The sequence below is a fragment of the Pseudorhodobacter sp. genome (assembly GCF_030452865.1).
Taxonomy (GTDB): Bacteria; Pseudomonadota; Alphaproteobacteria; order Rhodobacterales; family Rhodobacteraceae; genus Pseudorhodobacter.
Genome location: NZ_JAKDLJ010000047.1, coordinates 1 through 14,260 on the forward strand (window position 1 = coordinate 1; position 14,260 = coordinate 14,260).

Here is a 14,260-nt window from a genome sequence, read left to right on the forward strand (position 1 = left end):
ACGCGCAGTTCCCGCTGCACGACCCAACTCTTGGCGGTCTTGCCGACCTTCAAATAAAGGCCCGGCTCGACCTCATCCGCAATCAGCTTTTGCCCTTTCGGCAGGTAGGGGAACTTGGCGGCCATCGCGTCTGTCAAGCGGGCCTTTGTCGGGTAGATCGTCATATGTGCCTCCGGTCTGGCGTAAGGCTCGCGTAAGGCTACGTTGGGGTCAAGGTATCTTTTCGGAGCCGTCTATGGGGGTGGGTATGCGTATCAAGCCTTTGTTTTTACTCGGCTTAGCCTAGCTTAGCCGTCCACCAGCCGTCTAGCCCATAGAACTGTTAATCAATTGGTCGTAGGTTCGATCCCTACCGCCGGAGCCAAGAAATCAAAGGGTTACGCCCTGTCAGCCGCCTAAGACGGTGAGTTAATACGGGTTCTAGGACGGAAGGCGGGCGATTTGCCCGCCTTTTCCTTTATTGCCAGATCGCAAAGGTTCATTTAGAACAATATGCGAACATTAAAAGGCTGCTGACAAGGCAGCGCGGGTGCCCTAAACACTCAGTAGGGCCACAAAACCGGGAGAATGCTACATGTTGACCTAAATGGAGCTTTGTGCAGGTGCGGGCGGTCAGGCCTTTGGTCTTGAGCAAGCGGGCTTCGACCACAGCGTCCTCATTGCGATTGACGCCCATTGCTGCGCAACCCTCCGGGCGAACCGCCCGAGCTGGAACGTCATTGAGGATGACTTGCGCATTTTCAAAGAGCGCGCAGCTACCTTCGCCGGGATTGACCTGCTGGCCGGCGGCCTGCCGTGCCCACCGTTCTCAGTCGCCGGGAAGCAGCTTGGTCCAGCGGATGAGCGGAACATGTTTCCAGACGCCATTGATATCATCGCAGCAACCCGTCCCCGGGCCGTGATGATCGAGAACGTCAGGGGCTTCCTAGGTGCGGTATTTCAGGATTACCGTGAAGGACTGAAGCGCCAGCTTGAGAAGATTGGATACAAGACCGAATGGCGACTGCTGAATGCATCCGACTTTGGTGTGCCACAGCTTCGCCCCCGCGTTGTTATCGTCGCCATTGAGAAACCATCCGCAGAACACTTCGACTGGCCCACGCCCCAGCCCCATAACCCCGCCACGGTCGGGGCAGTCCTGCGCGAACTGATCGGCGCGAACGGCTGGCGCGGCGCTTCTGCTTGGGCGAAGCGCGCCGATGAGATTGCGCCGACAATCGTGGGCGGATCAAAGAAACACGGCGGTCCAGACCTTGGGCCCACGCGCGCCCGCGCTGCATGGGCGGCATTGGGGGTCAACGGCAAAACAGTAGCGGAGGAAGTACCAGAGGCAGATTTCGTCGGGATGCCACGCCTAACTGTTGAGATGGTCGCGAGGATTCAAGGCTTCCCGGCTGACTGGCAATTCACGGGCCGCAAGACTGCCGCGTACCGGCAGGTAGGCAACGCCTTCCCGCCGCCCGTTGCGCGCGCCGTTGGTGAGAACGTGAAGGCAGCCCTCACCGCTCGCCACATCTACGCCCTCAGCGCCTAAGCTCGATCAGCCGCTCGGTCTGTGCCACAGTCTCTATCAATTTTGGTGGAGAATCATAAAGTTTGCGCGCCAACCTTCCAGCTAGTCTTATCGTCCCGGGACACCCCGATTTCACCGTATTATCTGCAATTATCGCGGATTTGGAGCAGCGGGCGGGCGGCGCAAGCCGGATAACCTGCGGTCAGCATCGAAGGTTCGCGGGCGCCGAAAATGCTCGGAATCCCCGCCGAAATGGAATTCGAAGAATATCCCGGGATCATAGCAGGAGCTGAACAGGAAAACGGCCTGCTTCCCTTCCCGGAAGTAGGCCAAAATTCTTGTCGTGTCGAAAAACTTGGTCCCGTTTAAGCTGAACCGCGGTCAACGGGCCATTTTCCCACCAAAACAGGTCCCAAATCGCATTCGTAAAAATGCCCATAATTTCAAGACCTAACGGGCTCTGACAAAACCACTCCCAACTCTTGGCCGACGAATTCACGGGTTTTGCCCTAACTACGCCAGTAAAAACACATACTGACTCAACGCACCCTCAGCCGCATTTCGAAAAGCCACAGCTTGCGCAAGTCATGCAGCCCTCGACCATCCGCATCTCATAACTCCCGCAGGAGGAGCAGGATTTGCCGCGTGCCGCGCTCATTGCAACAACCTCGGCTTTGGGGTCGGATTTCAGTCCCATGCCTTCGCCCTCGATAAATCCTATCGCGATCAGGTGGCGTTCGATCACGCCGCCGATGGCAGCAAGGATCGACGGGATATAGCGGCCATCGACCCAGGCACCACCGCGCGGATCGAACACGGCTTTCAACTCCTCGACCACGAAACTCACATCGCCACCGCGCCGGAACACCGCCGAAATCATCCGCGTCAGTGCTACGGTCCAGGCAAAATGCTCCATGTTCTTGGAGTTGATAAACACCTCGAACGGGCGGCGGTGGCCGGAAATGATGATGTCGTTGATGGTGATGTAAAGCGCATGCTCCGACCCCGGCCATTTCACCTTGTAGGTATGGCCTTCCAGCGAGGCGGGGCGGTCCAGCGGTTCGGTCAGGTAAACCACCTCAGCGCCGATATCCGCCTCCGGCACTTGCTCCGATGTCTCGTTCACTGACAGCACAGAGCCTGTCACCTCATTCGGCCTGTAGGTAGTGCAGCCTTTGCAGCCGCTGTCCCAGGCTGCCATATACACCTCCTTGAACGCGTCAAAGCTGATGTCTTCGGGGCAATTTATGGTCTTCGAAATGCTGCTGTCGACCCATTTCTGCGCCGCCGCCTGCATCCGCACATGATCCAGCGGGGGCAGGGTCTGCGCATTGACGAAATGCTTTGGCAAAGGTGTATCACCATGCAACTCGCGCCACATCCGCACCGCGTAATCGACCACTTCCTCTTCGGTCCGGCTGCCGTCTTTCTGCAAAACCTTGCGGGTGTAGGCGTAGGCAAACACCGGCTCAACCCCGGAGGAGACATTGCCGGCATAAAGGCTGATCGTGCCGGTAGGAGCGATGGAGGTCAGCAGCGCGTTGCGAATCCCGTGTTTGCGAATCGCGTCGCGTACGTCGTCATCCATGGTCAGCATGGTGCCAGAGGCGAGGTATTTCTCCGCATCAAACAGCGGGAACGGCCCCTTTTCGCGCGCCAGATCGACCGAAGCCAAGTAGGCCGCCCGCGCAATCGCCTTCATCCAGGCTTCGGTCTGCGCCGCCGCCTCCACCGAGCCATAGCGCAGCCCCAGCATCAGCAAAGCATCGGCCAGCCCGGTAACGCCCAGCCCGATCCGACGCTTGGCCTGTGCCTCCGCGGCCTGTTGCGGCAACGGAAATCGGCTGGCATCGACGACATTATCCATCATCCTGACTGCCGTAGACACCAGCGTTTTCAATGCCTTCGGATCAAGCTTGGCCTTGGCGGTGAACGGTTCCGTCACCAAAGTCGCAAGGTTGATGGACCCGAGCAAACAGGCACCGTAAGGCGGCAGCGGTTGTTCGCCGCAAGGGTTGGTCGCCGCAATCGTCTCGCAATAGGCCAGGTTGTTCGCTGTATTGATCCGGTCGATGAAAATCACCCCCGGTTCGGCGAAATCGTAGGTGTTGCGCATGATGCGGTTCCACAGATCGCGCGCTTGCACCGTCTGGTAAACCTTATCGCCAAAGAGCAAATCCCAAGGACCATCCGCCTTGACCGCCGCCATGAACGCATCGGTCACCAGCACGGAAAGGTTGAACATCCGCAAACGCGCCGGGTCTTTCTTCGCCTCGATGAACGCCTCGATATCGGGGTGGTCACAGCGCATTGTGGCCATCATCGCCCCTCGGCGCGATCCCGCTGACATGATGGTACGGCACATCGCATCCCAGACATCCATGAACGAAAGCGGGCCTGAGGCATCAGCCGCCACCCCCTTCACTTCCGCCCCGCGCGGGCGGATCGTGCTGAAATCATAGCCAATGCCACCGCCTTGCTGCATCGTCAGCGCGGCCTCTTTCAGCGCATCGAATATGCCGCCCATATCATCCGGCACTGTCCCCATGACAAAGCAGTTGAACATCGTCACCGAACGCCCGCTTCCCGCGCCAGCGGTAATGCGCCCCGCAGGCAAATATTTGAAGTCTTCCAACGCTTTGTAAAAAGCGTCCTCCCATCTCGCAGGTTCCTTTTCGGTTGCTGCCAGCGCCCGCGCGATCCGCCGCCAAGTGTCTTCGACCGTGCGGTCGATCGGGGTGCCATCCTGCGATTTCAGGCGGTATTTCATATCCCAGATGGCCTCGGCGATAGGGGCAGAAAAACGGGACATGGGGCGGTCCTTCAGGCAGAACGGTGAACATATGGGGGTGCTTGCGCGCGAATCCACAAAATAGGCCGGGAATGGCCGGAGGTCAACGCAAGGCTTGCCCTTGTTCCGGGCCGATAAGGGGTTAAATTCAGGTTAACGCGGATGGCAGCCGGACTGATTCCGGTTGTCTGCTGGCGTGAAACCGCGCAAGGCATTGCGCTCTGCTTCGTCAAGGGAAACCCGTGGTCGGAACTGTCAACCTGCTGAAACTCTGCGTCGGCACCGAAACGGTGGAGGAACTTGTCGGCTGGCAAGATCTGCGGCGCAAACATTGGCCCGATGGATTGCCGCGTCACATCACCCGCATGTGGCCAAAGCGCGCGGATGAGGTGCTGAACGGTGGCTCGCTCTATTGGGTGTTCAAAGGCGTGATCCTCGCGCGGCAGCATATCACGGCGATGGAGGAAATCCGTGGCGAGGACGGGATATTGCGTTGCGCCCTGATCCTGGACCCGGATTTGCACCGCACCGAAGCCGCCCCGCGCCGCCCGTTCCAGGGTTGGCGCTATCTGAGCGTCGAGGATGCGCCGCGTGATCTGCCAAAGGGTCGTGTCGCCGAGGAAGCCTTGCCACCCGATCTGGCCCGCGCGTTGGCCGATATCGGGTTGCGGTAGGCTGGCTCTGACTGCGCCCATGACCCGTCGATGAACCCTCCGCCTCCGGGGTGCTTTCTGTAGATTTCCCATAGTCTTTCTGGGGTGTTTCCAGAGATGGCTGATGCCCACCGCAGCGGGCTTGCCCCGCTGCCCGGCCCAACCTTGAGAAGATGGGCAAACAGCCCGGCGACGAATGGCGGGAGTGGCACGTTATACCTCTGCTTGCACGCCAAGACGCGCCGCAAGCTGCGCCAGAACAGTCCGCGCTTCCGCATCCCAGCCCGCGCCCCGCGCCGCGAAAAGCGTGGCCTGCGAGGCGTGGACCAAGCCATCCGACAGGATCTTGAGATGGTTCGCTCGCAGCGTTTCGCCCGATGACGTGATATCTGCAATCGCCTCGGCCGTCAGATTTTTGACGGTGCCTTCGGTGGCACCCTGGCTGTCCACCAGTTGATAATCCGCGACGCCCTGCGCTGTCAGAAACTCCCGCACAAGCCGATGATATTTTGTCGCAATCCGCAGCCGGAACCCATGTTCCCGCCGAAACGCCGCCGCTGCTGCGTCCAGATCATCGACCGTTTCAACGTCAATCCAGGCGCTCGGCACCGCGATGATCAGATCGGCATGGCCAAAGCCCAAGGGCGCCACTTCCACCACCTGGCTCCGCCAATCGGCCAGCTTGTCACGGATCAAATCCGATCCGGTGACGCCAAGGTGAATACGCCCCGCCGATAGTTCGCGCGGAATTTCACTCGCGGAAAGCAAAACAAGTTCAATGCCCTGCACCCCGTCAACGCCGCCTGAATACTCCCGCTCGGACCCGCTGCGCGCCATTTTCACGCCACGCGCGCCGAACCAATCAAAGGTCTTTTCCATCAACCGCCCCTTGGAGGGCACCCCGATTTTCAGGCTCATGTCATTGCCTCGCGCAGCGCGGTAACCAGTGCCGGGCGGATGATGCCGCCAACTGCCGGGATGGATCGCCCCTGTCCCAGTACGGCCGTCAACGCATCATACCGCCCGCCGGAGGCCACGGGCGGACCGTCGCCTGCGCCGTGGAAGCTGAACACAAACCCATCGTAATATTCCATCGACGACCGGCCATGGCTGGCAACGAACGGCAATTCAGACGGGTTGATCCCGTGCCGTTCCAGCGCGCCGAGCCTGCTTGCGAACCGGTCGACAGCGGGTTCAATCGCAGGTAACATCGGGGTAATGCCGCGCAGATGCGACAGCGCCGCCCGCGCCGGGGCTTGCAGGGTCAACAGATCATACAGCAGCGCCGCCTCCGGTGCCGCAATCGGTGGCGTTCCCGCGTCCTCGACCAACGCCGACACCCGCGCCGCAATCTCCGCCTCGGAGCGCAGGCCGATCATCGGGGCAGGGTCCGCATCCCCGGTCCTGAGCCGATCCAACAGGCCAAGCCGTGCCTCCGGCACCACGGCGCGGCCCGAAAACCGGTCGAGCAGTTTGCGAAACCGCGCAGGCCGCCAGATATGGCGTAACAGGGCGGCTTTTCGGCGCGGGGTGGTTGAAAGGCCGTTCACCGCCGCCATCAGGATGCCGATATCGCCTGTCGCGGGCCGCAGGCCGAGGGGTGACAGCAAGCCATTGAACAAAGAGAACAATTCGGCATCCGCCGCTTCGGGGGCTGCGCGATCAAACATCTCAAACCCGACTTGCAGGTATTCGCTGGCATGGGGGCCAAGGTGGTCTTGCTTGCGGTACACCTCGCCCATGTAACAATAGCGCGCCGGTTCGGCACCGCCTTGCATATGGGCCTGCACGACTGGCACTGTAAAATCCGGGCGCAGCATCATTTCACCGTGCAATGGGTCTTGCGTGACATAGGCACGGGCGCGGATGTCTTCGCCGTAAAGGTCGAGCAATATTTCGGCAGACAGCAAAGTATCCGCCTCCACCGCCACCGCGCCAGCGGCTTTGAAGGCGGCGAAGATGCGTTCAGCTTCGGCCCGGATCGCGGCGCGGGTTGTCATCGGGCAGGGGACTCGTAGAGGGCAAGCATCGTTTTTACCGCATCCACCAGTTCCGCCACCGGAACCTCCACCTGCGCGGGGCGGTCTTTCCATTCCTCCAGCGTCGCGTTTTCCGCGATTTTCGCACCAAGGATCAGGTCTTTGAGAATAACCATACCTTTTGCCGCCTCATCCCCGCCTTGGATTATTGCAATGGGGGAACCGCGTTTATCGGCGTATTTCAACTGGTTGCCGAAGTTTTTCGGATTGCCGAGATACATTTCGGCGCGGATACCTGCGCGGCGCAGGTCGCCCACCATCGCCATGTAATCCGCCATGCGGTCCCGGTCCATCACGGTGACAACGACCGGGCCTTGGGACTGCGCGCCGCTGCGGCCTTTCGCACGCAGCGCCGCAAGCAGACGGTCAACGCCAATGGAAACCCCGGTTGCGGGAACGGCTTGGCCGGTGAAGCGTTTGACCAAATCGTCATAGCGCCCACCGCCCGCGACCGAGCCGAATTGGCGTTTGCGGCCTTTCTCGTCGTGGATTTCAAAGGTGAGTTCGGCCTCATAAACCGGGCCGGTGTAATAGCCGAGGCCACGCACGACGGAGGGGTCCATACGAATGCGGTCTGGCCCATATCCTTGAGCAAGCAAAAGGTTAGCAATTTGCTCCAACTCTTCAACGCCTTGGCGCCCGGTTTCGGAGATGCCTACTATTGAAGAGAGATATTCTAACGTTTCAACCTTGAGTTCGGCGGGATGACTCATGGAAATCGCTAACATATCTGGAAACAAAATGCCAATAAGTGTGCTTCCCAACTCACTTGGCTCAGGAAGCGGATTTTCTGGTCTGAAGAAACGTTCGACCATTCGATCATGAATATTTGTCGTTGCCATGACGAACCGCATTACGACCTTGGCTTGGGCCTCCGTCAGCCCCGCGCCTGTAGTGAAGTCACCGCTTTCGTCCTTCCGCCCTTCTCCCAACAGCGCCAATACGCCAAGTGGCCCCAATCGGTCCAGCTTATCAATTGCACGCAACACAATCCCGCGTTCGGCCTCAAACTTTGACGGGTCGGAGGGGTCGAGGATGCCCGCAACCTCCATCACGCCGTTCAGCACCTTGCGGTTGTTCACGCGGATAATGTAGTCCCCACGCTCAATTCCCACTTCCTCCAGCGCATCCGACAGCATCGCGCAAATCTCGGCATCTGCGGCCACCGAAGGCGCGCCCACGGTATCGGCATCGCATTGATAAAACTGGCGAAAGCGCCCCGGCCCCGGTTTCTCATTCCGCCAGACCGGACCCATGGCATAGCGGCGGTAGGGCGAAGGCAGGTCGTTGCGGAACTGGGCGGCGACGCGGGCCAAAGGGGCTGTCAGGTCATAGCGCAGCGCCAGCCAGTCGCCATCCTCGTCCTGCCAGCCAAAGACGCCTTCATTGGGGCGGTCCACATCGGGGAGGAATTTTCCCAAGGCCTCCACCGTTTCCACGGCGCTGGTTTCCAACGGATCAAAGCCATAACGCTCATACACCGCCGAGATTTTCGCCAGCATCTCACGCCGTTCCACCACATCCGCGCCGAAATAGTCGCGGAAGCCTTTTGGCGTCTCTGCGCGCGGTTTACGGGGTTGTTTGTCTTTGGCCATCGGGAAACCCTTTGCAGCTTATGCTGCGGCGGTGTAGCGGAAGGGGCAAGGCTGGGCAAGCAAGGGATGGAGATGAGCAATCAGATCGACGCGGTAGAGGAACGGGTTGCGCATCTGATCCGCACGGTGGAGGATTTGTCGGATATCGTCGCACGCCAGGCGGATGAGATTGACCGGTTGACCCGGCGCATGGCGATGTTGCTGGAACGCATGGCCGGGCCGGATGAGGAGGGCGCAGTCTTCACCGACCAACGCCCGCCGCATTGGTAAGGGGTTGCGCCGCGCGGCGGTGTTTTTGGCGGCGATAGGGTGCGGATGCGAACACTGACCATTGGTAAGACCGAGTTTGACCTTCCCGCTTTGGCGGCAACCTTGGCCTTTGGCACCATTGGCGGTTTTGCGGGCAAGGTGCTGGGGTTGCCTTTGGGCTATCTTCTCGGTTCACTTTTGGTGGTGGCGCTGTTTGCGATTGCGAAATGGCGGGTGCTGGGGCAACCGATCCACATGCCGCAACCGTTGAGGATGAGCTTTATTCCCATCATCGGGGTCGGGATCGGCGGTGCGTTTACGCCAGCGATTTTCCATGACGCTTTGGGCTGGTGGCCGACGGTTCTGGCGCTGTTTGCCTTTGTGCCGCTGGCGCATTTCACCGGATATCAGATTTACCGGCGCGGCGGGGTGACGCGGCCCACGGCCTATTTCGGCTCGGTGCCGGGTGGGTTGATGGAAACCGTGGTGATGGGTGAGGAAGCAGGCGCGGATGTGGCGCTGCTGGTGCTGATGCAGTTCATGCGGCTGATTCTGACGATCGTGTTCATGCCGGTGCTGTTTACGGTGATGTCGGGGCATGCGGTTGGCTCTGCTTCAGGTGTTTTGCTAAAGGGATCTGGCAATCCATTGGATTTGTGGAATATTGCTGTTTTGCTTGTGGCGGGGATCGGCGGCTATTTCGCCGGGCGCGCCTTGCGGTTTCCAGCGGCGATCATGACCGGGCCGCTGATGTTTTCGGCCGTCGCGCATCTGACCGGGTTGACCGATGCAGTGCCGCCGAATTGGATGATTTCGATGACGCAGATCGTGGTTGGCACCGGTCTGGGCGCACGGTTCGCGGGTATGGCGATGGCGACACTGCGGCGCGGCTTTGGCTTGGCGGTGCTGTCCACCGCTGCCTCATTGACGATAGCGTTTGGCGTGGCGGAGCTGCTGCATGCCGCAGTAGGAATGCCGGTTTCGGCAGTATTTCTGGCCTTCGCACCCGGCGGGATCACTGAGATGAGCCTGATCGCGCTCAGCCTGCAAATTTCGGTGGTGTATGTGACCTTGCACCATGTTTGTCGCATTGTGCTGGCGATCATGGTGGCGCGGTATTTTTATGCGCGCACGGCTGGCTAAAGTTCCTCGATCATCACCACGCCGGTCATTGCCTTCAGCGCACCTTTGACCTGCGGCGTCACCGGGTAATCCATTGGCAAGGCGAGGTCAATTTCCTGCCCCGAGGCCTGATCGGGGACGCAGATTGTCACCGGGCCTTTGTTGCGGCCGCCATCTTTGGCGACACGGGCCAGCAGGGCGGCCACGGCAGCGGCGGCCTCGGCCCGGTCGATGTGGATGCGAATGGCGCTGCCCCCGGCTTCGGCGGCCACAGAATCAATCGGTTGCGCGGCGCGGGCCAGCAGTTTCAGGGTTTCGCCTTCCAGCGTCGCCTCCACCGTCAGGACCACGTTCATTCCGGGTTCCAAAACATCGCGGGCGGCTTCCAGCGTGTCAGAGAACACCGTCACCTCATAAAGCCCGGTCGGGTCCGAGAGTTGGATAAAGGCAAAGCGGTTGCCACGCGCCGATTTGCGTTCCTGTTTCGAACTGACCGAGCCTGCGATTTTTGCCACCATCGCGCCATTTTCGGCACGGGCGGTGATTTCGGCCAAGGTCGAAACACCCTTGCGTTTGAGCGGCACCATATAGTCATCCAGCGGATGGCCGGAGAGGTAAAAGCCAATCGCTTTATGTTCTTCGGTCAGGCGTTCCACCGGCAACCAATCATCGCGCGACCCAAGGCGCGGTTCCGGCACGTCCTCTCCCGCCTCACCGAACAGGCTGGTCTGGTTGGAGGTTTTCGCGTCATGGATTGCAGCGGAATAGGCCGAAAGCCCGTCGAGCGCCTCAAACACGCGGGCGCGGTTCGGATCGAGATTGTCAAACGCCCCGGCACGCGCCAACATTTCCAGCGGGCGCTTGCCGACACGTTTCAAATCCACCCGGCGGGCGAAATCAAACAGGGTGGCGAAGGGTTTTTCACCATGTTCGGTGTGGCGGGCGGCGACGATCATCTTCATCGCCTCCACACCGACATTTTTCAAAGCCCCCAACGCATAGACCAGCGCGCCATCCCGCACGGTGAAAGTGGCAAGCGAGGCGTTGACGCAAGGCGCAACCGTCTTGATCCCCAGCTTGTCGACCTCACGCTTATAGACTGCCAGCTTGTCGGTCAGATGGATATCGCAGTTCATCACCCCGGCCATGAATTCCACCGGGTAATTCGCCTTCAGATACCCGGTTTGATAACTGACTACGGCATAGGCGGCAGCGTGGGATTTGTTGAAGCCGTAATTGGCGAATTTCTCCAACAGGTCAAAGACTTCCCCGGCCTTTTTCGCATCGACATTATGGGTCGCTTTGGCGCCTTCAACGAATTTCGGCCGCTCCTTTGCCATTTCGGCGGCAATCTTCTTGCCCATCGCGCGCCGCAACAGGTCCGCGCCGCCCAGCGAATAGCCGGCCATGACCTGTGCGATCTGCATCACCTGTTCCTGGTAAACGATGATCCCCTGAGTCTCGGCGAGCAGATGGTCAATCGTCGGATGCACCGATTCAAGTTCCCGCAGCCCGTTTTTCACCTCGCAATAGGTTGGGATGTTTTCCATCGGGCCGGGGCGGTAAAGCGCCACCAGCGCCACGATATCCTCGATACAGGTCGGTTTCATACGACGCAGCGCGTCCATCATGCCGGAACTTTCCACCTGAAACACGGCAACGGTTTTGGCGCTTGCATAGAGTTGATAGGTTTTTTCGTCATCCAGCGGGATCATCGAAATATCGAGGTCCACCCCCCGAAGCCGCAGCAGGTTCAACGCCGATTCGATCACCGTCAGGGTTTTCAGACCCAGAAAGTCGAATTTCACCAAGCCCGCCGCTTCGACCCATTTCATATTGAACTGGGTCGCGGGCATGTCGGATTTCGGGTCTTGATAAAGCGGCACCAATTCGTCCAAAGGCCGATCGCCGATCACCACCCCCGCCGCATGGGTGGAGGCGTTGCGCAGCAAACCTTCGATCTGCTGGCCGTAATCCAGAAGCCGCGCGACCACTTCCTCTTTCGCCGCTTCGCGCAAACGCGGTTCATCCGCCAGCGCCTTGGTGATCGACACCGGTTTGACCCCTTCAACCGGAATCATCTTCGACAGGCGGTCGACCTGCATATACGACATTTGCAAAACCCGGCCCACATCGCGCACAGCCGCTTTCGACAAAAGCGCGCCGAAGGTGATGATTTGCCCCACTTTGTCGCGCCCGTATTTGCCTTGAACATAATGGATCACCTCCTCGCGGCGATCCATACAGAAGTCGATATCGAAGTCGGGCATCGACACCCGTTCGGGGTTGAGGAACCGCTCAAACAGCAGCGAATAGCGCAACGGGTCCAGATCAGTGATGGTCAGTGCATAGGCGACCAGTGACCCGGCACCCGAGCCACGGCCCGGCCCGACCGGAATGCCCTTTTCCTTGGCCCATTTGATAAAATCGGCGACGATCAGGAAATAGCCGGGAAATTTCATCCCGATGATGATGTCGAGTTCGAAATCCAGCCGCGCCTGGTACTCCTCCACGCTGACGGCATGCGGGATCACCGCCAACCGCGCTTGCAGCCCCTCATTGGCCGCGCGCCGCAATTCATTCACCTCATCATCGGCGAATTTCGGCAGGATCGGCGCGTGTTTCGCCACTTTGAATGCACAGCGCCGTGCAATTTCTACTGTATTCTCAATCGCTTCCGGCAGGTCCGCGAACAGCGTCACCATTTCCGCTTCCGACTTGAAATAATGCTGCGGCGTCAGGCGACGGCGGGGTTGGCTTTGGTCGACATAAGCGCCCTCGGCAATGCAGATCAGCGCGTCATGCGCCTCATACATCGACGCATTGGGGAAATAGACATCATTGGTGGCGACCAGAGGCAGGCTCATGTCATAGGCCATTTCAATGAACCCACGTTCGCTTGCCCGTTCTCCTTCGGTCAACTGACCGCCCGCGCCGGGGTGGCGCTGCAACTCGACATACAGCCGGTTCGGATAAGCGCGCGCCAACCGCGTCAAAAGCGTCTGCGCCTTCGGTCGCTGCCCGCTTTGCAGATGCTTTCCGACCGGTCCGTCGGCCCCGCCGGTCAGACAGATCAGCCCTAGCGAATGAGACTCCAACTGCGCGAGCGTAACCTGCGGCAACTGCCCGCCGGTGTCGACGTAAAGGCAGGTGTTCAGTTTCATCAGGTTCATGTAACCGAGTTGATTCTGCGCGAGAAGCACAACCGGAGCCGCCGCGCGCGGCTTCTCACCGGGTTGTGGCGGGTCGTAATTCACGCTGATCTGACAGCCGATGATCGGTTGCACACCTTCACCTGCCGCAAGCGTCGAAAACTCCAGCGCCGCGAACATGTTGTTGGTGTCGGTCACCGCGACCGCAGGGAGCTTCTGCGCGACGCAAAGCTTGATCAGCGTTTTCAGTGGCACCGCGCCTTCCAGCAGCGAATACTCGGTATGGGTGCGCAGATGAATGAATCGGGGGGCTTTCATGGGCTGACATTAGCGCAGCCTTGCCGCCCGTGGGAAGACCGCACCGGCGCATATCCCGTTGTTTTTGAAAAGCTCTGCGTCATTTTCAAATAAACCAAGCAAGACTTGCGAATTCCTCAAGCCAATTTGTATTTGCTATTTGACGCGAGGATTGGCTTCATAGACCATGGAGACAAGGGCGCGTGGCCCGCTTTACGCCGCATCGGGCGGTCACGCAATGGCCTTGGACGGGGAGAAGGCGGCGGATTTTATCATGACGGATACAGCGTTTCACCTGAACGGGACGCCTGTTCGCGTGTCCGGCACGTCGCCGACGCGGACATTGCTCGATTGGCTGCGTGAGGAACGCGGTCTGACCGGCACCAAGGAAGGCTGCAACGAAGGCGATTGCGGTGCCTGCACCGTAATGGTCACCGATGCCGATGGGCCAAAGGCACTGAACGCCTGCATCCTGTTCCTGCCGCAACTGCATGGCAAATCGGTGCGCACCGTCGAAGGGCTGATCGGCCCCGATGGCACGCCGCATCCGGTGCAAGAGGCGATGGTCACACATCACGGCTCGCAATGCGGGTTTTGCACGCCGGGTTTCGTGGTGTCGATGGCCACGGCCCACGCACAAGGCCGCACCGATCATGATACCGTGCTGGCGGGCAATTTGTGCCGCTGCACCGGCTATGCTCCGATCATCCGCGCGGCGCAGGCGGTCGAGGCGGCACCGGTGCCGCAGTGGATTAAAACGGACTCTGCCGCCGTCTTCTCTGAAGAAATATCCTCGGGGGGGGAAGTTTTTTGCAGCTTGGCAAAAACGGATCGGGGGGCAGCCAGCCC

Annotated in this window: 10 protein-coding genes; 5 read left to right on the forward strand and 5 right to left on the reverse strand. The window is 59.8% G+C overall.

Annotated features, from left to right (window positions below):
- Window positions 1–586 precede the first annotated feature (586 nt).
- Entirely contained in the window at window positions 587–1,534 is a 948-nt protein-coding gene (locus L0H65_RS04805; RefSeq protein ID WP_301457695.1) for a DNA cytosine methyltransferase, read from the forward strand.
- A gap of 529 nt (window positions 1,535–2,063) precedes the next feature.
- On the opposite strand, the gene L0H65_RS04810 is transcribed toward L0H65_RS04805, so the two are convergent.
- Window positions 2,064–4,325, reverse strand: a complete 2,262-nt coding sequence (locus L0H65_RS04810) for an adenosylcobalamin-dependent ribonucleoside-diphosphate reductase (protein ID WP_301457696.1) — start codon at window positions 4,323–4,325, stop codon at window positions 2,064–2,066.
- A gap of 221 nt (window positions 4,326–4,546) precedes the next feature.
- Here L0H65_RS04810 and L0H65_RS04815 point away from each other — a divergent pair, with 221 nt between their 5' ends.
- Window positions 4,547–4,978, forward strand: a complete 432-nt coding sequence (locus tag L0H65_RS04815) for a DUF1489 family protein (RefSeq protein ID WP_301457697.1) — start codon at window positions 4,547–4,549, stop codon at window positions 4,976–4,978.
- Window positions 4,979–5,170: 192 nt separating this feature from the next.
- Here the strand turns inward: L0H65_RS04815 and hisG are convergent, their stop codons facing one another.
- Genes hisG through hisS form a run of 3 tightly spaced genes read right to left on the reverse strand, consistent with a single transcriptional unit; the run spans window position 5,171 to window position 8,591 of the window.
- Entirely contained in the window at window positions 5,171–5,875 is a 705-nt protein-coding gene (hisG, locus tag L0H65_RS04820) for an ATP phosphoribosyltransferase (protein WP_301457698.1), read from the reverse strand.
- Entirely contained in the window at window positions 5,872–6,957 is a 1,086-nt protein-coding gene (locus tag L0H65_RS04825) for an ATP phosphoribosyltransferase regulatory subunit (protein WP_301457699.1), read from the reverse strand. Before L0H65_RS04825 ends, hisG begins: the two co-directional genes overlap by 4 nt.
- Window positions 6,954–8,591, reverse strand: a complete 1,638-nt coding sequence (gene hisS / locus L0H65_RS04830) for a histidine--tRNA ligase (protein WP_301457700.1) — start codon at window positions 8,589–8,591, stop codon at window positions 6,954–6,956. Before hisS ends, L0H65_RS04825 begins: the two co-directional genes overlap by 4 nt.
- Window positions 8,592–8,663: 72 nt before the next feature.
- Between hisS and L0H65_RS04835 the strand changes: the two genes are divergently transcribed.
- Both L0H65_RS04835 and L0H65_RS04840 read left to right on the forward strand, forming a co-directional pair.
- Window positions 8,664–8,861 carry a SlyX family protein gene (locus L0H65_RS04835; RefSeq protein WP_301457701.1) on the forward strand — a complete coding sequence of 66 codons (198 nt, stop codon included), beginning with the start codon at window positions 8,664–8,666 and terminating at the stop codon, window positions 8,859–8,861.
- Window positions 8,862–8,906: 45 nt separating this feature from the next.
- The gene (locus tag L0H65_RS04840; RefSeq protein WP_301457702.1) at window positions 8,907–9,983 is read left to right on the forward strand and encodes an AbrB family transcriptional regulator; all 1,077 of its coding nucleotides are present in this window, start codon (window positions 8,907–8,909) and stop codon (window positions 9,981–9,983) included.
- Here L0H65_RS04840 and dnaE read toward each other — a convergent pair.
- The gene (gene dnaE / locus L0H65_RS04845; protein ID WP_301457703.1) at window positions 9,980–13,432 is read right to left on the reverse strand and encodes a DNA polymerase III subunit alpha; all 3,453 of its coding nucleotides are present in this window, start codon (window positions 13,430–13,432) and stop codon (window positions 9,980–9,982) included. The genes L0H65_RS04840 and dnaE overlap by 4 nt on opposite strands.
- A 253-nt stretch (window positions 13,433–13,685) precedes the next feature.
- On the opposite strand from dnaE, the gene L0H65_RS04850 reads away from it, so the two are divergent.
- Window positions 13,686–14,260: 2Fe-2S iron-sulfur cluster-binding protein (locus tag L0H65_RS04850; protein ID WP_301457704.1), on the forward strand; the 575-nt coding region annotated here is incomplete at its 3' end.